Source organism: Leclercia sp. AS011 (assembly GCF_037152535.1).
Taxonomy (GTDB): domain Bacteria; phylum Pseudomonadota; class Gammaproteobacteria; order Enterobacterales; family Enterobacteriaceae; genus Enterobacter.
This window is the reverse complement of sequence record NZ_JBBCMA010000003.1, coordinates 134,030-154,738: the sequence shown is the minus strand read 5'-3', so window position 1 is coordinate 154,738 and position 20,709 is coordinate 134,030. Positions and strand designations below refer to the sequence as shown.

Sequence of the window (20,709 nt, the reverse complement as noted above, 5' to 3'; positions counted from 1 at the left end):
CCTCTCCTTTAGGGACCCTTGCCTGTCGAATTCGACAAGCCGAAACTCATCAGTTGTGTTCAAACAACGCCATTGATTCCAGATGTCCAGTGTGCGGGAACATATCAAGCATTGCCAGACGCTGAATCTGGTAACCCGCCGCTAATAGTGCCTCGCTGTCCCGGGCAAGCGTCGCCGGGTTACAGGAAACATAGACCACGCGTTTAGGGGCGAGTTTAATAATATGCTGCATCACGCCTGGCGCACCGGCACGGGCGGGATCCAGCAGAATTTTGTCAAAGCCGTGGGCCGCCCAGGGCTGTTGGGTGACATCCTCTTCCAGATTCTCGTGAAAAAATGTCACGTTTTGCAGCCCGTTGTGAATCGCGTTGTCGCGCCCTTTCTCCACCAGCGCCGCCACGCCTTCAACACCCACCACGCTGTGCGCCCGTTTTGCCAGCGGCAGGGTAAAGTTGCCCATCCCGCAGAACAGATCGAGAACCCGATCCTCAGGCTGAATATCCAGCCAGTCCAGCGCGGTCGCGACCATCTGCTGGTTAACGCCATCATTGACCTGAATGAAATCGCGCGGGCTGAACGTTAAGCGTAGCCCGTCTGAATCATACCAGGGCGTTTCACCGCTCAGTTGCTCAAGTATCTCGCTTTGCGGGGCGAGATAAAGGTCAAGCTCATGGGAATGCGAAAAGCGTTCCAGTTTTTCGCGATCTTTGGCCGAAAGCGGTGCAGTATGGCGCAGCACCATCAGCGGACCGCTGTTTGCCAGCACCAGTTCGACGTGGCCCAGGTGGCGAACGCCCTGCAGGTCAGCGAGGCATTTGCGCACTTCTGGCAGCAATGCCTCAAGACGGGGCACCAGAATGGGGCACTGTTTCACATCGACGATGTCGCTGGAGTTGGCCTTGCGAAAGCCCATCTCCAGACGCGCGGTTTTCGGCTGATAGTTGAGGCTCAGGCGCGCCCGGCGACGGTAGCCCCAGGGCTTATCGGCGATCACCTCGTTGACCTCATGCTTCAGCAGGCGCGCCAGGGCATTGCTTTTGCTACGCTCCTGTAACGCGACGCTGGCATGCTGCTGTTGGCAGCCGCCGCAGACGCCAAAGTGTGGGCAGCGCGGCGTCTCGCGCTGCGGGCTGTCGTTAAGACGGCGTTTTACCTGCCCGCGGGCGTACTGACGTTTCTCTTCCGTCAGGACGATCTCCGCCCGCTCGTCGGGCAGCAGGCCGGGAATAAACAGGGCTTTACCATCATGGCGCGCCACCCCCTGACCGAAGGGGTCGAGGTCTGTCACATCAACAGTTATGATCTGACGCGTCGTCACGCGCCGCTTTGCAGAGTAGAATTGCGCCATTGCCGGGTATTATCTCAAATGAACATATTGACTCTAATTGTCCCATAACGGAACTCCATGACCAACTACAGCCTGCGTGCGCGCATGATGATTTTGATCCTCGCCCCTACCGTACTCATTGGTTTGCTGTTGAGTACCTTCTTTGTGGTGCACCGTTATAACGACCTCCAGCGCCAGCTCGAGGACGCCGGGGCGAGCATTATTGAGCCGCTGGCGGTCTCCAGCGAGTACGGCATGGCCCTGCAAAATCGCGAGTCAATCGGCCAGCTCATCAGCATCCTGCACCGCCGTCATTCGGACATTGTGCGGGCGATCTCGGTGTATGACCAACATAATCGCCTGTTTGTGACCTCCAATATCCAGCAGGATCCCGGCGTGCTGAAGCTGCCGAACGACACGCCGTTCCCGGCACGGCTGAGCGTGATCCGCCAGGGTGAGAAGATGATCCTGCGTACGCCGATCATCTCGGAAAGCTATTCACCGGATGAATCTGCCGAGTCGGATGCCAAGCCCAATAACAACATGCTGGGATATGTGGCTCTGGAGCTGGATCTCAAGTCCGTGCGGCTGCAGCAGTACCGGGAAATATTTATCTCCACGGTGATGATGCTGTTTTGTATCGGCATCGCGCTGATCTTCGGCTGGCGTCTGATGCGTGACGTCACCAGCCCGATCCGCAACATGGTCAATACCGTTGACCGTATCCGCCGGGGTCAGCTCGACAGCCGCGTGGAAGGCTTTATGCTCGGCGAGCTGGATATGCTGAAAAACGGTATCAACTCGATGGCCATGTCACTGGCGGCCTACCATGAAGAGATGCAGCATAACGTCGATCAGGCCACCTCTGACCTGCGGGAAACCCTGGAGCAGATGGAGATCCAGAACGTCGAGCTGGATCTGGCTAAAAAACGCGCCCAGGAGGCGGCGCGCATTAAATCCGAATTCCTGGCGAACATGTCCCATGAGCTGCGCACCCCGCTCAACGGCGTGATTGGCTTTACCCGCCTGACGCTCAAAACCGAACTCAACCCGACCCAGCGCGACCACCTGCATACCATTGAACGTTCGGCCAACAACCTGCTGGCCATCATCAATGACGTGCTGGACTTCTCCAAGCTCGAGGCGGGCAAGCTGATTCTGGAGAGCATTCCGTTCCCGCTGCGCAACGCGCTGGATGAGGTGGTTACCCTGCTGGCGCACTCCTCCCATGACAAGGGGCTGGAGCTGACCCTGAACATCAAAAATGATGTGCCGGACAACGTGATTGGCGATCCGCTGCGCCTGCAGCAGGTGATCACCAATCTGGTGGGCAACGCCATCAAGTTCACCGAGAGCGGCAACATTGACGTACTGGTCGAAAAGCGCGCCATCAGCAATACCAAAGTGCAGCTTGAGGTGCAGATCCGCGATACCGGGATCGGTATCCCTGAGCGCGATCAGTCGCGGCTGTTCCAGGCCTTCCGTCAGGCCGACGCCAGCATCTCCCGGCGTCATGGCGGCACCGGTCTGGGGCTGGTCATCACCCAGAAACTGGTGAACGAGATGGGGGGCGATATCTCCTTCCACAGCCAGCCTAACCGTGGCTCGACCTTCTGGTTCCATATCAATCTCGACCTCAATCCGAACGTCCTGACCGATCGATCGGCGATGAATTGTCTGCAGGGTAAACGTCTGGCCTATGTAGAGGCCAATGCCGCCGCCGCGCAAAGTACGCTGGAGGTGTTAAGTACCACCCCGCTGGAGGTGGTTTACAGCCCGGAATTTTCCACGCTGCCGGTTGAACATTACGACATTCTGCTGATGGGGATCCCGGTGACCTTTACCGGCGAGCTGACCATGCAGCAGGAGCGGCTGGCAAAAGCGGCCTCAATGACCGATTACCTGCTGCTGGCTCTGCCGTGCCATGCGCAGATCAACGCCGAAGAGCTGAAGCACGACGGGGCGGCAGCCTGTCTGCTGAAACCGCTCACCGCCACGCGCCTGCTGCCAACCCTGACCGAGTATTGCCGCCTGAACCACTATGCCGCATCGCTCGTTATGGATGAGAGCAAGCTGCCGATGACGGTGATGGCGGTGGATGATAACCCCGCCAACCTGAAGCTGATTGGCGCTCTGCTGGAGGATCAGGTTCAGCATGTTGAACTTTGCGAGAGCGGTCTGCAGGCCGTTGAGCGGGCGAAGCAGATGCAGTTTGACCTGATCATGATGGATATTCAGATGCCCGGCATGGACGGGATCCGCGCCTGCGAGCTGATCCGCCAGCTACCTCATCAGCAGCAAACCCCGGTGATCGCCGTGACAGCCCACGCGATGGCGGGTCAGAAAGAGAAGCTCTTAAGCGCCGGGATGAACGACTATCTGGCAAAACCGATTGAAGAAGAGAAGCTGCATAACCTGCTGCAGCGCTACAAACCCGGCCCGGCGGGAAGCAACTGGATTGCGCCTGCGGAGGCCGTCGAGGTCCAGATTAACGTCAATGCCACCCTCGACTGGCAGCTGGCGCTGCGTCAGGCGGCGGGCAAAAACGACCTGGCGCGGGAGATGCTGCAGATGCTGGTGGCCTTCCTGCCGGAGATCCGCAATAAGGTGGAAGAGCAGCTGGTGGGGGAAAATCCGGACGATCTGGTCGGGGCGATCCATAAGCTGCACGGCAGCTGCGGGTACAGCGGCGTGCCGCGTCTGAAGAACCTGTGTCATTTACTGGAGCAGCAGCTGCGTTCCGGGACGCCGGAAAGCGAGCTGGAACCGGAGTTTCTGGAGCTGCTGGATGAGATGGATAACGTGACGCGGGAAGCGATGAAGGTGCTGGGCTCATAGCAAAAGTATGCGCCCGGACGATCCCCTCTCCCCTTGCGGGAGAGGATTACGGTGAGGGGCTACCCCCCCATCCCCATCTTCAGCACCGCCGCAATATTTCTCGCCGCCATCCGCACGTTTTCTTCGGCGTCTTCCAGCGCCTCCTCCAGCGTGCAGACGGTGTAGATCACGCTGAATACCGCGTCGATGCCATGATCGTGCACCACGCCGACATCCGCCGTCAGGCTGCCCGCCAGGCCGATCACCGGTTTGTTGTGGCGTTTCGCGATCTTCGCCACCCCCACCGGGACTTTGCCATGAATAGTCTGGCTGTCGATCCGCCCTTCGCCGGTGATCACCAGATCGGCGTCGGCCACCAGGCTGTCGAGGTTAAGCGCATCGGTCACAATCTCAATGCCCTGACGCAGCTGCGCGCCGCAAAAAGCGTATAACGCCGCCCCCATGCCGCCTGCGGCACCGCCGCCGGCCAGGCCGAGCACGTCGACATCAAGGTCGCGGGCGATGATCCGGGCATACTGCGTCAGTGCCCCATCAAGCCGCGTCATCATCTCCGGCGTGGCCCCTTTTTGCGGGCCAAACACGGCGGTCGCGCCGTTTTCACCGGTCAGCGGGTTGGTAACGTCGCAGGCCACTTCAATCCGGCACCCCGCCAGCCGCTTATCCAGACCGCTGATATCGATACGGGCCAGCTTTTCCAGCTCGCCGCCGCCAGCGCCAATGGCGTTCCCCTGCTCGTCCAGCAGCTTCGCGCCCAGCGCCTGCACCATCCCGGCACCACCATCGTTGGTGGCGCTGCCGCCAATGCCGATGATGATATGTTTCACGCCCGCATCCAGCGCGTGGCGGATCAGCTCCCCGGTTCCCCAGGAGGTGGTTTTCAACGGATTGCGCTGGGCCGGAGGAACCAGCTCCAGACCGCTGGCCGCCGCCATCTCGATAAACGCGCTTTTGCCATCACCGGAGCGGCCATAAAAACCGTCAACATGCTCGCCGAGCGGCCCCGTTACCCGCACCTGAATAATGTCACCCCGGGTGGCGGCCACCATCGCTTCCACGGTGCCTTCACCGCCATCGGCGACCGGCAGCTTAACGTACTCTGCCGTGGGGAATATCTCGCAAAACCCCTGCTCGATCGCCGTCGCCACAGCCAGGGCACTCAGGCTCTCTTTATAGGAGTCCGGTGCGATAACTATTTTCATAAGCCGTCCTTACGCATGTTGACTACCATAAGCATACACCTGCCACGCAAGAGAAAATGCCGACTCCCGCAGGAACCGGCACCGGACTTAACGCACCATGCAAGGGCGTTTGTTGTTGAAGGTCCACTCCGGGATCAGGTACTGCATCGCCATCGCGTCGTCGCGCGCCCCCAGGCCGTGCTGGAGATACAGTTCGTGCGCCTTCATCACCTGATCCATATCCAGCTCAACGCCCAGACCCGGAGTGGTCGGCACCTGCACCATCCCGCCCTTAATTTCGAACGGCTGTTTGGTCAGGCGCTGGTTGCCCTCCTGCCAGATCCAGTGGGTGTCAATGGCGGTGATATTGCCCGGCGCAGCCGCGGCCACATGGGTGAACATCGCCAGCGAGATATCGAAGTGGTTATTGGAATGCGAGCCCCAGGTCAGGCCGAACTCGTGACACATCTGGGCCACGCGCACCGAGCCCTGCATAGTCCAGAAGTGCGGATCCGCCAGCGGAATGTCGACCGACTGCAGGGAGAGGGTATGGCCCATCTGACGCCAGTCGGTGGCGATCATGTTAGTGGCGGTTGGCAGACCGGTAGCGCGGCGGAACTCGGCCATCACTTCACGGCCTGAGAAGCCCTGCTCGGCCCCGCACGGATCTTCCGCGTACGCCAGCACGCCCTTCAGGCGCTTACCGATGCGGATCGCCTCTTCCAGCGACCAGGCCCCGTTGGGGTCGAGGGTAACGCGCGCCTGCGGGAAGCGTTTCGCCAGGGCGATAATGGATTCCGCCTCCTCTTCCCCGGCCAGCACGCCGCCTTTCAGTTTGAAGTCGTTAAAGCCGTATTTTTCGTAGGCCGCCTCCGCCAGACGCACCACCGCGTCCGGGGTCATCGCCTCTTCATGGCGCAGACGGTACCAGTCGCATTTTTCATCCGGCTGGCTCTGGTACGGCAGCGGGGTCAGCTTGCGGTTGCCGACGAAGAACAGATAACCCAGCATCTCGACTTCGCTGCGCTGCTGCCCGTCGCCCAGCAATGACGCCACGTTGACGCCCAGGTGCTGGCCCAGCAGGTCAAGCATCGCCGCTTCAATCCCGGTAACTACGTGAATGGTGGTGCGCAGGTCAAAGGTTTGCAGGCCGCGACCGGCCGCATCACGGTCGGCAAATTCATTTCGTACCGCATTAAGAATGTTTTTGTACGCGCCCAGGGTTTTACCCACCACCAGCGGGATCGCATCTTCCAGGGTTTTGCGGATCTTCTCGCCGCCCGGGATTTCACCCACGCCGGTATGGCCGGAGTTGTCTTTGATAATCACGATATTACGGGTGAAGAACGGGGCATGAGCCCCACTCAGGTTCATCAGCATGCTGTCATGACCGGCAACCGGAATAATCTGCATGGAAGTGACAACAGGCGTAGTAAATGTGCTCATAATTCAATCCTTTAATCAGTGGCGACCGAACGCCGGGCGTTTGCGGTCAAATGTCCAGCCGGGAATAAGATACTGCATCGGGCCTGCGTCGTTACGCGCGCCGCCGGGCAGTTTCTTATAGGCTTCATGGGCTTTGTGGATCTGATCCCAGTCGAGCTCCACGCCAAGCCCCGGTGCATCCGGTACGGCAATCTTGCCGTGTTTAATTTCCAGTGGATTTTTGGTCAGGCGCGCTTCGCCCTCCTGCCAGATCCAGTGGGTGTCGATAGCCGTTGGCGTACCCGGTGCGGCGGCACCGACGTGGGTAAACATCGCCAGCGAGATATCGAAATGGTTGTTGGAGTGGCAACCCCAGGTTAGACCCCAGTCGTCGCACAACTGTGCCACGCGTACCGCGCCGGAGAGGGTCCAGAAGTGCGGATCCGCCAGCGGGATGTCCACCGAGTTCAGCATCACCGCATGGCCCATCTCGCGCCAGTTAGTGGCAATCATATTGGTCGCTACCGGCAGACCGGTGGCGCGGCGGAACTCGGCCATCACCTCACGGCCCGAGAAGCCCTGCTCAGCGCCGCACGGATCTTCGGCATAGGTCAGAACATCGCCCAGCCCTTTGCACAAGGCGATAGCCTCATCCAGCAGCCAGGCCCCATTAGGGTCGACGGTAATACGCGCATCCGGGAAGCGTTTTTTCAGGGCGCGGGCACTGTCAATTTCCTGCTCACCCGGCAGCACGCCGCCTTTCAGTTTGAAATCCTTAAAGCCGTAGCGATCCTGGGCCGCTTCCGCCAGCCGCACCACCGCCTCGCTGGAGAGCGCCTCCTGATGACGCAGGTGATACCAGTCGTGGCTGCCCGGTGAACGCGCCAGATAGGGCAGATCGGTTTTGGTGCGATCGCCCAGGTAGAAGAGATAGCCCAGCACGGTGACCGCATCACGCTGCTTGCCCGGGCCGAGCAGTTCGCACACCGGCACGTTCAGCGCTTTGCCGAGCAGATCCAGCAGCGCCGCTTCCAGCGCCGCGACGGCATTGACCCGCAGTTCAAATGTCCAGGCCCCTTTGCCGAAGGTATCGAAATCGGCAGACTGGTTGCCCTTGTGGACGCGCTGGACCACTTTGTTCAGCCGCGCGACCTCCTGACCGACCACCTGGGGGATGGCATCCACCAGAGTCTGGTAGATCACCTCCCCGCCGGGGGCTTCCCCAACGCCGGTATTCCCGGCGTTATCGGTCAGCACCACGATGTTGCGGGTAAACCAGGCGTTGTGCGCGCCGCCGATGTTCAGCAGCATGCTGTCCTGACCGGCAACCGGGATCACCTTCATGTCGGTAACAACAGGACTCGATTGCATACTCATCATGAACGCTCCGCGACAGGTTTCAGTTCAATACGTTTGATATCACCCACCAGCACCAGGTAGCTCAGCACCGCCACCAGGGCGTGAATACCCACATAAATCAGCGCCCCGTTGAATGACCCGGTGGTGCCGACGATATAACCGATAGCAATCGGGGTGACGATCCCGGAGATGTTGCCGAACATATTGAACAAACCGCCGCTCAGGCCGCTGATCTCTTTCGGCGCAGTATCTGCCATCACCGCCCAGCCCAGCGCCCCGATACCTTTCCCGAAGAAGGCCATCGCCATGAAGCCGATAATCATCCACTCGGCGTCAACGTAGTTACACACCACCATCGACATGGAGAGCAGCATCCCCAGCACGATCGGCGTCTTACGGGCGATATTCAGGGAACCGGTACGACGCATCAGCCAGTCGGAAATCACCCCGCCCAGCACGCCGCCCACAAAGCCGCAGATCGCCGGAACCGAGGCCACAAACCCGGCTTTCAGGATCGACATGCCGCGGGCCTGCACCAGATAGACCGGGAACCAGGTGATAAAGAAGTAGGTTAAGGCGTTGATGCAGTACTGGCCGAGGTAGATGCCGACCATCATGCGGGAACCCACCAGCTGTTTAATCTGGCCCCACTTCTGGCTGAACGGCACTTTCTCTTTGCTTTTCGCCTGATCCATGTTGATCAGCGCACCGCCTGCGGCGATGTAGTCCAGCTCTTTCTGGTTTACGCCCGGATGCTGGTTCGGCTCATGGATCACCTTCAGCCAGACAAAGCTGATGACGATGCCCAGACCGCCCATAAAGAAGAACACGTGCGACCAGCCCACCTCGTGGGTCAGCCAGCCCATGATCGGGGCGAAGATCACGGTGGCAAAGTATTGCGCGGAGTTAAAAATGGATACCGCCGTTCCCCTCTCCTGCGCCGGGAACCAGGCTGCCACTATGCGGCTGTTACCCGGGAAGGAAGGTGCCTCTGCCAGCCCGACGAGGAAGCGCAGGGTGAAGAGCGCGACAATAATGCCAAAGCCGTTAAAGATATCGACGAAGCCCTGCAGCAGGGTAAACATCGACCAGATAAAGATGGACCAGAAGTAGACACGCTTTGAACCGAAGCGGTCAAGCAACCAACCGCCAGGGATTTGGCCAATAACATAGGCCCATGAAAATGCGGAGAAAACATAACCCATACCGACCGGATCCAGACCGATATCTTTTGCCATTTCCGAACCGGCAATCGACAGCGTGGCGCGGTCGCCATAGTTAAAGGATGTGACGATAAACAGCATCACCACTATCCAATAGCGAGCGTTGGTGCGCTTTTCAGCGCTGCTCGCCGCCTGGCTTAATGTACTCATTCTTGCACTCCTGAATCATAGCTTTTCCGCTACGTTCATTCTGAACAGCACAACCGGTAGGGTAATCAGAATGACGTGTATGTGTTTTGTGCAGTTCAAACGATGAGGTCTTTTGCCTTACTGACTGCATTTTTAATAACTGGCGGAAAAAGTATAAGGAAGGATCCAGGCCCCTCTCACCGTGCAACAACACAACATTGGCGGGAGGGTTTGAGGTTGTTTATGGCATAAGCCTAACTCAATGGAAGATAGTTCACGGAAACGTGGCTGAGAGAGAAAACAGCAGAAGAGAAAGAGCAGAGTGTGAATCAGGTCGCTTGACGCGGGGGATCGCCCTCCCGTGGCCGGGAGGGCAAGTATTTAGCCGAGAAGCGTGCCCCAGTGTTCGACCCAGGGGTTGGACTGGCTTTCCGGTTCTGGATGTTCAGAGGCATCAATCATCAGCATTTCACCCACGCGCTGCGCACTTTGCTCCTGCAACAGGGCATCGAACTGCTTGCCGCCACCGCAGAAATTGGCGTAGGTGCTGTCTCCCAGCGCGATGATGCCGTAGCGCATCTCCGGCTGATAACCGAGCTTATCTTTAATGCCCTGGAACAGCGGGACGATACTGTCCGGCAGATCGCCCTGCCCGGTTGTCGAGGTGACCACCAGCGCATACTGGCCCTGGTATTTTTCCCAGTCGGCCAGCTCGGGATCTTCATAGACCGTGGCTTTATGGCCCTGCCCGGCGAGAATTGCTTCGGCCTCTTCGGCCACCAGCAGCGAATTGCCGTACATGGTGCCGACAAAAATTCCGACTACAGCCATGGTTTACTCCCTCAATGAATGCAATTAACGTTCATCCTGAACGTTGGCGGGTGCAAACTCAACCCTTTCATTTTCGGGGAGTTGCCCACACCAGCCAAAGTGTGACAGCGCCTGCATCCACACCGGATCGAGGCCCGCGCGGATCGTCAGCGGCTCGCCGGTAAAGGGATGGACCAGGCTCAGCTGGCTGGCGTGCAGCATCAGACGGTTGCAGCCAAAGTGTTCGGCGGCGCTGCGGTTCTGTTTCAGATCGCCATGCTTGCTGTCACCGATGATCGGATGGCGCAGATGCGAAAGGTGACGACGCAGCTGGTGCTTACGCCCGGTTTTCGGCTCCAGCTCGACCAGGCTGTAGCGCGTGGTCGGGAACTTACCGGTGGCGACCGGCATTTCGGTGGTCGCCATGCCGCGATAGTCCGTCACCGCAGGCTGCGGCTCTTTGTCGTCCCGGGCGAATTTATCGGCGATTTTATCCAGCTCTTCAATCAGCGGATAGTCGAGCGTCGCGCTTTCGGTCAGCCAGCCCCGGACAATCGCGTGGTAGCGTTTCTGGATCTGATGCTGTTCGAACTGCTGGGAAAGACGGCGTCCGGCCTCGCTGGAGAGCCCCATCAGCAGCACGCCGGAGGTGGGTCTGTCGAGACGGTGGGCGGTAAAAACGTGTTGACCAATCTGGTCGCGCACCGTCTGCATTACCACTACTTTTTCATCGCGATCGAGCCAACTCCGGTGCACCAGCCAGCCGGAGGGTTTATTGACTGCCACCAGCCACTCATCCTGATAAAGGATCTCGATCATGCTTCATCGCCAAATAGCGTATCCAGCGCCAGCAATGCGGCCAGCACCGCCTCGCGTGACGGATGGGCCGCATCCAGCGCCATTTCATAATAGGGGGCGACGGCAAAGTTTTGCGGCAGCGGATGCCCGCCTTCAATCAGGGCATGCATGCGGGGAATGAGTACCCACTGCAGCCACTCAAACGGCTCCAGGGTATCCATGCAGAAAGGTTGTGTGCTCTCAAACGCGTCAGGCTGCGGCGCCGTCTCCTGCCACAGTTGATGATCGCGCAATAAAGCTTCGATGGCGTGCAGCTGCGCGCGCACGTGGTCGTGATGCGTCATGAAAACCTCAACTGAAAATCTGAACGGCGCGCAGCATAGCAAAGACCACGCAGAAATAAAAAAAGGGAGCACTGTAAAAACAGTGCTCCCGGTTCGTTTCGCAGCAATCCAGCTACTTTTAGTGCTCCCTGCTCATCCGTGACAACTTTTCCTCTGACCCGAAAGTCTGGTCGTTCCTCGACCGCTGCATCCTGCGCACATCATCCTGATGTGACTGTTTCATCCTGAAACGTCCTGGCCTTCCTGACCCACCGGACGTCCTTACCGGCTCTCATTCTCCTTCCTGGAGGTGTCCTTCACGCATCCTGCGTTATCCTTTCGCTTCGTCCTGAAGCCTTCCTTGAAACGCCTTCCTGACGTGTCCTGTTAAGAAACGCCATCATCCTGATGTTCGTTTCTCGTGTCGGCTTCCTGTCGACGAACATAGGATCCTCTATTCCGCTTCGTCTTACAAGGCACCCTGTAAGCCAAATTAAAGAGATGTTACATCATATTACTAAGGGTTAAGTTATTAACTCACTGATTAGCCATTAATTTTTGGCGAGAATAATAGAGTAAGCATATCGGTAATTACGGTGATCTCTTACAACCTTTGTAAGAGATCTCTCACACGCGCAGTAGTATCCAGGATTACACGACGGGATGAAGAGAGTTGAGGAAATCCGTAAGAGAAGCGGAGAGTATCTGGCGTTTCTGGGTGCCTAGCGTCTCTTTTACCACGTTCCCCGAGAGGTTGCAGACAGAGATAATATCCATTTCACTGTCGAGCGTGGCGATAAACAGCGTTGGCGATAACTTCAGGCGCTTCTGGGTGACCAGATGCCCAATCAGGTTCTCCTGCACGCGCAGCAGATCCTCTTCGCTCCAGGTTTGCAGCAGAGTCAGCGTCTCGTTATCAAAGCGAGCGCACATATCCCCGGCGAACTGTGTGGTATAGAACGCGTGGACCGGAGGTTGTACCACAATATCCATGGCACGTTCAATCGCGTTTACATTCTGCTCCGCGGTAAATGGCTGGGGCTGCCAGGTCACGGTATCCCTGGAAGAGGTAATAATACAGGGCGACGGGACGCCATACAGCGCCTCACTTTGAGGCCATGACCCTTTCTGATCATGCCAGGCGTCACAGTAACGCGCCGTAAACGCGGTTAAGGCAGCAGCAGTCTCTTTATCCACCGGTTTCTCTCTTCATATAAGCCAGGATACACTCAGCCGCATAGTTTACCTTTAAAGTGACAACGAAACATGTCTTACGAAAATCATGATGCCTTATCGGGTTTAACCCTGGGCAAAAGCACCGCCTACCGCGACATCTACGACGCCAGCCTGTTACAGGGCGTGCCGCGCAGTCTCAACCGCGATCCGCTGGGGCTGAAAGCCGATAGCCTGCCCTTCCACGGCGGCGATATCTGGACGCTGTATGAGCTCTCCTGGCTTAACGCCCGCGGTTTACCGCAGGTGGCGGTAGGTCACGTTGAGCTGGATTACACCAGCGTCAACCTGGTGGAGTCCAAAAGCTTTAAGCTCTACCTCAACAGCTTCAACCAGACCCGCTTTGACAGCTGGGAAGCGGTGCAGCGCACGCTGGAACGCGACTTAAGCGCCTGCGCACAGGGAAAAGTGACCGTTGCCCTCTACCGCATTGACGAACTGGAAGGTCAGCCGATCGCCCACTTCCACGGCACCTGTATTGACGAGCAGGACATTGAGATCGACAACTACCAGTTTGATACCGCCTGGCTGGAAAACGCCGCCAGCGGCAAGGTAGTGGAAGAGACCCTGGTCAGCCACCTGCTGAAATCCAACTGCCTGATCACCCATCAGCCTGACTGGGGTTCAGTACAGATCCAGTATCGCGGCGCTAAAATCGATCGCGAGAAGCTGCTGCGCTACCTGGTCTCCTTCCGCAACCACAACGAGTTCCATGAGCAGTGCGTGGAGCGCATCTTCAACGACATTCTCCATTTCTGCCAGCCAGAGACGCTGAGCGTCTACGCCCGCTATACCCGCCGCGGCGGTCTGGATATCAATCCGTGGCGCAGCAACAGCGATTTTGTGCCGGCGATCGGTCGTTTAGTCCGTCAGTAAGATAAATAAATTCACAATATGCGCGGTCCGTTCCGCGCTTTGGGTTGTGAAAGGTCATAAGCCAGGGCTATTGTAATCAGCAGGGAAAGACGATAAACGTCCCGTAAGGAGCTCACTTGATTACACATATTAGCCCGCTTGGCTCAATGGACATGTTGTCGCAGCTGGAAGTGGACATGCTCAAGAGCACGGCCAGCAGCGATCTTTATCAACTGTTTCGCAACTGTTCACTTGCCGTTCTGAACTCCGGTAGCCTCACCGACAACAGCAAAGAGCTGCTGTCCCGCTTTGAAAGCTTTGATATTAACGTTCTGCGCCGCGAACGTGGCGTGAAGCTGGAGCTGATTAACCCACCGGAAGACGCCTTTGTTGACGGGCGCATTATTCGTGCCCTGCAGGCCAACCTGTTTGCCGTGCTGCGCGATATTCTGTTTGTGAACGGCCAGATCAGTAACGCCGGTCGTTTTCAGCATCTGAACCTGGAAAGCTCGGCCCATATCACCAACCTGGTGTTCTCTATTCTGCGTAACGCCCGCGCCCTGCACGTGGGCGAAGCCCCGAGCATGGTAGTGTGCTGGGGCGGTCACTCCATTAACGAAACCGAATACCTCTACGCCCGTCGCGTGGGCACCCAGTTGGGGCTGCGCGAGCTGAACATCTGCACCGGCTGTGGTCCGGGCGCGATGGAAGCGCCAATGAAGGGTGCAGCGGTGGGTCATGCCCAGCAGCGCTACAAAGAGGGCCGTTTCATCGGCATGACCGAGCCGTCGATCATCGCCGCTGAGCCGCCGAATCCGCTGGTCAACGAACTGATCATCATGCCGGATATTGAGAAACGTCTTGAGGCCTTTGTCCGTATCGCGCACGGGATCATCATTTTCCCGGGGGGCGTGGGTACCGCCGAGGAGCTGCTCTATCTGCTGGGCATTCTGATGCATCCGGCCAACCAGGATCAGGTCCTGCCGCTGATCCTGACCGGTCCGAAAGAGAGCGCAGACTACTTCCGCGTGCTGGATGAGTTCATCGTGCATACCCTGGGCGAGGCGGCCCGCCGTCACTATCGCATCATCATTGATGATGCCGCAGAGGTGGCGCGGCTGATGAAAAAGGCCATGCCGCTGGTGAAAGAGAACCGCCGCGATACCGGAGATGCCTACAGCTTTAACTGGTCGATCCGTATTTCTCCGGATCTGCAGATCCCGTTTGAGCCGTCGCACGAAAACATGGCCAACCTGAAACTGTATCCCGATCAGCCGGTTGAAGTGCTGGCCGCCGATCTGCGTCGCGCCTTCTCGGGCATCGTTGCCGGTAACGTGAAAGAGGTGGGTATCCAGGCCATTGAAGAGTTCGGCCCCTACAAAATTCATGGCGACCGCGACATGATGCGCCGCATGGACGATCTGCTGCAGGGCTTCGTCGCCCAGCACCGTATGAAACTTCCCGGCTCTGCCTACATCCCCTGCTACGAGATTTCTGCCTGACGTCCTGCCCGGCACGCATGCCGGGCATCCCCTCCCGCCGGGAATGGCCTTTCGCCTCCCGGCTTTTTTATTGCCTTCAGTGACATGGCCTCTTTTGCACTATTACCATTACTTATCTTTTTGCTATTTCATAACACAACGCAAACGATTACGTAGTTTTGCAGAGCGTGATTTATTAGCCACAAACGCCATAAAGCACGAAAAAATCCTCTAAACCGACACTTTTACAGCGTATGACTCCTATCTTTCCGGGGGATCTATCTCGCCACATATCGTTAATGGTAGCCTTCGCGCCCAGAAATTCGTCGTGGTGTTTTCTTAGCAGACAAATGGTCTAAAGATACCCACATCATAAGTGGATTATCGCATTTGAGATCGGGATCACTGATAGATCCATTACTAAAATGTATCTTTCCGCCCGCCGATAGTTACGGAGAAAAATTATATAAAAACCGTCGCTGAGCGAATTTCATATTACGATTAGCCCTTTTTGCATCGAATTTGACCAGAAACCTGACATTAGCTACTTCCTGGAGACACAATGGAAACCACTCAAACCAGCACCGTTGCTTCGCTTGAAACCCGAAGTGGATGGCGTAAAACAGATACCATGTGGATGCTTGGCCTTTACGGCACAGCAATCGGCGCTGGTGTTCTTTTCCTTCCGATTAACGCAGGTGTGGGCGGCTTAATCCCGCTGATCATCATGGCGATCATCGCCTTCCCGATGACCTACTTTGCACACCGCGGCCTGACCCGTTTTGTGCTCTCTGGTAAAAACCCGGGCGAAGACATCACCGAAGTAGTGGAAGAGCATTTCGGTATTGGCGCAGGTAAGCTGATTACCCTGCTCTACTTCTTTGCCATTTACCCAATCCTGTTAGTTTATAGCGTGGCTATCACCAACACCGTGGACAGCTTCATGACCCATCAGCTGGGCATGACCCCACCGCCACGCGCCATTCTGTCGCTGATCCTGATCGTCGGCATGATGACTATCGTGCGCTTCGGTGAGCAGATGATTGTGAAGGCGATGAGCGTGCTGGTGTTCCCGTTCGTTATCGCTCTGATGGTGCTGGCCTGCTACCTGATCCCACAGTGGAACGGCGCGGCGCTGGAAACGCTGTCCCTGAGCAGCGCGTCTGCCACTGGCAACGGCCTGTGGATGACCCTGTGGCTGGCAATCCCGGTCATGGTCTTCTCCTTCAACCACTCCCCGATCATCTCCTCCTTCGCAGTAGCGAAGCGTGAAGAGTACGGTCAGGGTGCCGAGAAAAAGTGTTCCAGCATTCTGGCTCGCGCTCACGTGATGATGGTTATCACCGTTATGTTCTTCGTCTTCAGCTGCGTACTGAGCCTCTCCCCGGCGGATCTGGCAGCAGCGAAAGCGCAGAACATATCGATTCTCTCCTACCTGGCAAACCACTTTAACGCACCGGTTATTGCCTGGATGGCGCCAATCATCGCCATTATCGCCATTACCAAATCCTTCCTCGGCCACTACCTGGGCGCACGTGAAGGCTTTAACGGCATGGTGATTAAATCTCTGCGCGGTAAAGGCAAGAGCATTGAAATCAACAAGCTGAACAAAATCACTGCACTGTTCATGCTGCTGACCACTTGGGCGGTTGCTACCCTGAACCCGAGCATCCTCGGGATGATCGAAACCCTCGGCGGCCCGGTTATCGCGATGATCCTGTTCCTGATGCCGATGTACGCGATTCAGAAAGTGCCAGCGATGCGTAAATACAGCGGCCAGATCAGCAACGTCTTCGTTGTGATTATGGGTCTGATTGCAATCTCCGCTATCTTCTTCTCGCTGTTCGCTTAATTCCTCCCGCGCCGTCTTCGGACGGCGCACTCTTCTCCCAAGACGTAAAGCAACGGACGCATCATGATTAGCGTTTTCGATATTTTCAAAATTGGTATTGGTCCATCCAGCTCGCACACCGTCGGGCCGATGAAAGCCGGTAAACAGTTCACGGACGATCTTATTGCACGCGGAATGCTGCACGACACGACCCGCGTGGTGGTGGATGTTTACGGCTCCCTGTCGCTGACCGGCAAAGGTCACCATACCGATATCGCCATTATTATGGGCCTGGCGGGCAACCTGCCGGATAGCGTTGATATTGACGCCATCCCGGGCTTTATCCAGGACGTTAACACCCACAGCCGCTTGCTGCTGGCGAAGGGTGAGCACGAAGTTGAGTTCCCGGTTGATCGCTGCATGAATTTCCATGCCGACAACCTGTCGCTGCACGAGAACGGCATGCGCATCACCGCGCTGGCAGGCGACAAGGTGATTTACAGCCAAACTTACTACTCCATCGGCGGCGGCTTTATCGTCGACGAAGACCATTTTGGTCAGAGCGACAGCGCGCCTGTGGCGGTCCCTTATCCGTATAAATCGGCGGCCGATCTCCAGCGCCATTGCCAGGAAAGTGGTCTGTCACTCTCCGGCCTGATGATGCAAAACGAACTGGCGTTGCACAGCAAAGCCGAGCTGGAACAGCACTTTGCCAACGTCTGGGAAGTGATGCGCGGCGGTATTGAACGCGGTATCACTACCGAGGGCGTGCTGCCGGGCAAACTGCGCGTTCCGCGCCGTGCTGCCGCCCTGCGCCGCATGCTGGTGAGTAGCGACAAAACCACCAGCGATCCGATGGCGGTGGTGGACTGGATTAACATGTTCGCGCTGGCGGTGAATGAAGAGAACGCCGCAGGCGGTCGTGTGGTCACTGCGCCAACCAACGGTGCCTGCGGTATCGTTCCGGCGGTGCTGGCCTATTACGACAAGTTCATTCGTGAAGTGAATGCAAACTCGCTGGCCCGCTACCTGCTGGTCACCAGCGCGATTGGCTCGCTGTACAAGATGAACGCCTCTATTTCCGGCGCGGAAGTGGGCTGCCAGGGCGAAGTGGGCGTCGCCTGCTCCATGGCGGCGGCGGGTCTGGCGGAGCTGCTGGGCGGTAGCCCGGCGCAGGTCTGCATTGCCGCAGAGATCGGGATGGAGCATAACCTCGGTCTGACCTGCGATCCGGTAGCCGGTCAGGTACAGGTGCCGTGCATCGAGCGTAACGCGATTGCCTCCGTGAAGGCGGTCAACGCCGCGCGTATGGCGCTGCGCCGTACCAGCGAGCCGCGCGTCTGCCTGGATAAAGTGATTGAAACCATGTATGAGACCGGGAAAGACATGAACGCCAAATACCGCGAAACCTCCCGCGGTGGTCTGGCGATGAAGATTGTCACCTGCGACTAAGTCCAAAAAGGAGCCTCGTTTTGCGAGGCTCCTTCCCGAACGCCCCGCCACACGTAGTTTCCCCCCGCCGACAGTGTTACCCTTATTTGACTGAACAGAAGGGAGAAAATCTGTGGCCGTTCATTTGCTTATTGTCGACGCGCTGAACCTCATCCGGCGCATCCACGCGGTTCAGGGCACGCCCTGCAAGGACACCTGCCTGCATGCGCTGGAGCAGCTTATTCGCCACAGCCAGCCCAGCCATGTGGTCGCCGTGTTTGACGATGAAGCCCGTAACAGCGGCTGGCGACATCAGCGCCTTCCGGATTACAAAGCCGGGCGCGCGCCCATGCCGGACGATCTGCATGCCGAAATGCCGGCGTTCCGCGCCGCCTTTGAGCAGCGTGGGGTGCCCTGCTGGGGCGCACAGGGTAACGAAGCTGACGATCTGGCCGCCACCCTGGCGGTAAAAGTGGCCAGCGCCGGTCATCAGGCTACGATTGTCTCCACCGACAAAGGCTACTGTCAGCTGCTTTCCCCCACCATCCGCATTCGCGACTATTTCCAGAAACGCTGGCTCGACGCCCCCTTTATCGCCAGTGAGTTTGGCGTCTCGCCCCAGCAGCTGCCGGATTACTGGGGGCTGGCCGGGATCAGCAGCTCTAAAGTTCCGGGCGTCGCCGGAATTGGCCCGAAAAGCGCGGCTCAGCTGCTGACCGATTTTCAGGATCTGGAGGGGATTTACGCCCGTCTGGACGCGGTGCCAGAGAAGTGGCGCAAAAAGCTGGAGGCACACAAAGAGATGGCCTTTATCTGCCGGGACGTGGCGCGGTTGCAGACGGATTTACAGTTAGACGGGAATTTGCAGCAGTTACGGTTAGAACGAGGGTGAGTTCATGCCCGGTAAGCGAAGCGCCACCGGGCGTTACAAAGGTTATCTCTCGTCGCGACGTCCACCCACGGCAGCCCACCAGCGGCGGATATGCACGGTGACTTCTTCGCGATCGTGGTACAGCTGGCGCGCCTGGATCACCACGTTAATACCGTGCTCATCCATCTGCTCCTGAATGTAGGCCAGGTTCTGCGAGACCTCCTCATAGCGCTTTTTCATGGGCAGCTTGAGGTTAAAAATAGTTTCACGGCACCAGCCGTTGACCAGCCAGGAGGCCATCAGCGCCGCTACTTTCGCCGGCTTCTCTACCATGTCGCACACCATCCAGGAGATGTTGTTGCGGGTTGGGCGATAGCGGAAACCGTCTTCACGCAGCCAGGTCACCTGCCCGGTATCCATCAGGCTTTGCGCCATCGGGCCGTTGTCGACAGAGGCAACCCACATGTTGCGCTTCACCAGCTGATAGGTCCAGCCGCCCGGACAAGCTCCGAGATCGACCGCGTACATGCCGTTTGCCAGGCGTTCGTCCCACTCATCAGCAGGAATAAAGACGTGAAACGCCTCTTCCAGCTTCAGCGTTGAACGGCTCGGGGCATCAGCCGGGAACCGCAGACGGGGGATGCCCATAAAGAACGGTGAGTTATTGGTGGTATACGAATACCCGGCATAACAGCAGCCTGGCGCGATAAAGAAGATATGCACCACGGGGCGTTTTGGGGTCTCGTAATTGGTCAGCACGCCCGCCTCACGCAGTGCTGCGCGCAGCGGCACGGTGAACTTACGGCAGAACTTCATCAATTCTTTGCTTTCGTTGGTATCGGCGACTTCAACGCGCAGGTCGCCCCCCTTCTCCACCACGCCCTGCAGCATGCCAACAATCGGCGAAATGCGATCTTCAGGCGGCAGATCTTTCAGGAGTTCACCCGCAACAAACATCTGACGGGCAAAAATCAGCGAACTGAACGGCAGGTCGCGGACCAGTTTTTCCGCGTCATCGGCCTGATAGCACTCGAAAATGACATAGCCCGCATTCTCTTTCACGCGGGCAAAACCAAACACTTCGCGCTTCGCGGCTTTATCAGTGATCTCCGCGGCACACTCTTTTTCAAAGCCCGGGCGACAATATAAGACAACTTTATTCATGAACAACGCCCTTGCGTTTCAGACGGAACGAACCGATTAACATTAAAACCCACCCGACGAGGAAGCTGACGCCGCCCACCGGGGTAACAAACGCCCACAGGCGTAAATGCGACAGCGCAAGGCAGTACAGGCTACCGCTGAAGAGCACGGTACCCAGCGCCATAAATACGCTGCTCCAGTAAAACCAGATACTGATCCGGCGCTGCATCGCCACGGCTAATCCGAAGATCGCCAGGGTATGAAACGCCTGATATTCCAGACCCGTTTGGATCCAGCCCATCTCCACCACACCCAGGGATTTGCGTAAGACGTGTGCGCCAAAAGCGCCCAGGGCAACAAAAATAAAGCCACTCACCGCGGCAAAAATCAGCATAAATCGGCTGGTCATGTTTCTGTCCTGAAGTTATGCGCGTCCTGCGCGCAAAAGAAAATG

17 protein-coding genes are annotated in these 20,709 nt (G+C 57.6%); 6 read left to right on the top strand and 11 right to left on the bottom strand.

All coding sequences use genetic code 11. From position 1 onward, the window contains the following. Positions 1 to 49: 49 nt before the first annotated feature. The gene (gene rlmD, locus WFO70_RS15300) at positions 50 to 1,348 is read right to left on the bottom strand and encodes a 23S rRNA (uracil(1939)-C(5))-methyltransferase RlmD (protein WP_337017218.1); all 1,299 of its coding nucleotides are present in this window, start codon (positions 1,346 to 1,348) and stop codon (positions 50 to 52) included. 57 nt (positions 1,349 to 1,405) lie between these two features. Between rlmD and barA the strand changes: the two genes are divergently transcribed. After that, a complete protein-coding gene (gene barA, locus WFO70_RS15295) occupies positions 1,406 to 4,165 on the top strand; it encodes a two-component sensor histidine kinase BarA (protein WP_337017216.1) in 2,760 nt (919 codons plus the stop codon). A 59-nt stretch (positions 4,166 to 4,224) separates the two neighbouring features. Here the strand turns inward: barA and WFO70_RS15290 are convergent, their stop codons facing one another. The 8 genes from WFO70_RS15290 to syd all read right to left on the bottom strand — a co-directional run bounded on the left by WFO70_RS15290 (position 4,225) and on the right by syd (position 12,607). Then, a complete protein-coding gene (locus WFO70_RS15290; protein ID WP_337017215.1) occupies positions 4,225 to 5,364 on the bottom strand; it encodes a glycerate kinase in 1,140 nt (379 codons plus the stop codon). An 87-nt stretch (positions 5,365 to 5,451) separates the two neighbouring features. Further along, the gene (gudD, locus tag WFO70_RS15285) at positions 5,452 to 6,792 is read right to left on the bottom strand and encodes a glucarate dehydratase (protein WP_337017478.1); all 1,341 of its coding nucleotides are present in this window, start codon (positions 6,790 to 6,792) and stop codon (positions 5,452 to 5,454) included. A gap of 12 nt (positions 6,793 to 6,804) precedes the next feature. Further along, complete coding sequence (locus WFO70_RS15280; protein WP_337017476.1) at positions 6,805 to 8,145, bottom strand: enolase C-terminal domain-like protein; 1,341 nt, start codon at positions 8,143 to 8,145, stop codon at positions 6,805 to 6,807. Then, the gene (gudP, locus tag WFO70_RS15275; RefSeq protein ID WP_337017213.1) at positions 8,145 to 9,500 is read right to left on the bottom strand and encodes a galactarate/glucarate/glycerate transporter GudP; all 1,356 of its coding nucleotides are present in this window, start codon (positions 9,498 to 9,500) and stop codon (positions 8,145 to 8,147) included. Before gudP ends, WFO70_RS15280 begins: the two co-directional genes overlap by 1 nt. 360 nt (positions 9,501 to 9,860) lie before the next feature. Then, entirely contained in the window at positions 9,861 to 10,310 is a 450-nt protein-coding gene (locus WFO70_RS15270; RefSeq protein ID WP_337017211.1) for a flavodoxin, read from the bottom strand. Between the two features lie 24 nt (positions 10,311 to 10,334). Then, positions 10,335 to 11,108, bottom strand: a complete 774-nt coding sequence (truC, locus tag WFO70_RS15265; RefSeq protein ID WP_337017209.1) for a tRNA pseudouridine(65) synthase TruC — start codon at positions 11,106 to 11,108, stop codon at positions 10,335 to 10,337. Then, positions 11,105 to 11,431 (bottom strand): YqcC family protein, encoded by a 327-nt coding sequence (locus tag WFO70_RS15260; RefSeq protein WP_337017207.1) that lies wholly within the window; start codon positions 11,429 to 11,431, stop codon positions 11,105 to 11,107. The genes truC and WFO70_RS15260 overlap by 4 nt, the downstream gene beginning before the upstream one ends. Before the next feature lie 630 nt (positions 11,432 to 12,061). Continuing rightward, entirely contained in the window at positions 12,062 to 12,607 is a 546-nt protein-coding gene (syd, locus tag WFO70_RS15255) for a SecY-interacting protein (protein ID WP_337017205.1), read from the bottom strand. A 69-nt stretch (positions 12,608 to 12,676) separates the two neighbouring features. Between syd and queF the strand changes: the two genes are divergently transcribed. The 5 genes from queF to xni all read left to right on the top strand — a co-directional run bounded on the left by queF (position 12,677) and on the right by xni (position 19,133). Next, on the top strand, positions 12,677 to 13,519 hold the full coding sequence (gene queF, locus WFO70_RS15250) for an NADPH-dependent 7-cyano-7-deazaguanine reductase QueF (RefSeq protein WP_337017203.1): 843 nt from the start codon (positions 12,677 to 12,679) through the stop codon (positions 13,517 to 13,519). Between the two features lie 116 nt (positions 13,520 to 13,635). After that, a complete protein-coding gene (gene ppnN / locus WFO70_RS15245) occupies positions 13,636 to 15,000 on the top strand; it encodes a nucleotide 5'-monophosphate nucleosidase PpnN (RefSeq protein WP_106994446.1) in 1,365 nt (454 codons plus the stop codon). A gap of 541 nt (positions 15,001 to 15,541) precedes the next feature. Next, positions 15,542 to 16,831 carry an HAAAP family serine/threonine permease gene (locus WFO70_RS15240; RefSeq protein ID WP_337017201.1) on the top strand — a complete coding sequence of 430 codons (1,290 nt, stop codon included), beginning with the start codon at positions 15,542 to 15,544 and terminating at the stop codon, positions 16,829 to 16,831. 63 nt (positions 16,832 to 16,894) lie between these two features. After that, positions 16,895 to 18,262: an L-serine ammonia-lyase gene (locus tag WFO70_RS15235; protein ID WP_285111904.1), complete on the top strand. Its 1,368-nt coding sequence runs from the start codon at positions 16,895 to 16,897 to the stop codon at positions 18,260 to 18,262. 112 nt (positions 18,263 to 18,374) lie between these two features. After that, positions 18,375 to 19,133: a flap endonuclease Xni gene (gene xni / locus WFO70_RS15230; RefSeq protein WP_337017199.1), complete on the top strand. Its 759-nt coding sequence runs from the start codon at positions 18,375 to 18,377 to the stop codon at positions 19,131 to 19,133. Between the two features lie 42 nt (positions 19,134 to 19,175). Here xni and rlmM read toward each other — a convergent pair whose 3' ends face one another. Together rlmM and WFO70_RS15220 are read right to left on the bottom strand one after the other, a co-directional pair. Next, positions 19,176 to 20,276, bottom strand: a complete 1,101-nt coding sequence (gene rlmM / locus WFO70_RS15225) for a 23S rRNA (cytidine(2498)-2'-O)-methyltransferase RlmM (RefSeq protein WP_337017197.1) — start codon at positions 20,274 to 20,276, stop codon at positions 19,176 to 19,178. Further along, complete coding sequence (locus tag WFO70_RS15220; RefSeq protein WP_337017196.1) at positions 20,269 to 20,664, bottom strand: DUF423 domain-containing protein; 396 nt, start codon at positions 20,662 to 20,664, stop codon at positions 20,269 to 20,271. The genes rlmM and WFO70_RS15220 overlap by 8 nt, the downstream gene beginning before the upstream one ends. Positions 20,665 to 20,709 lie beyond the last annotated feature (45 nt).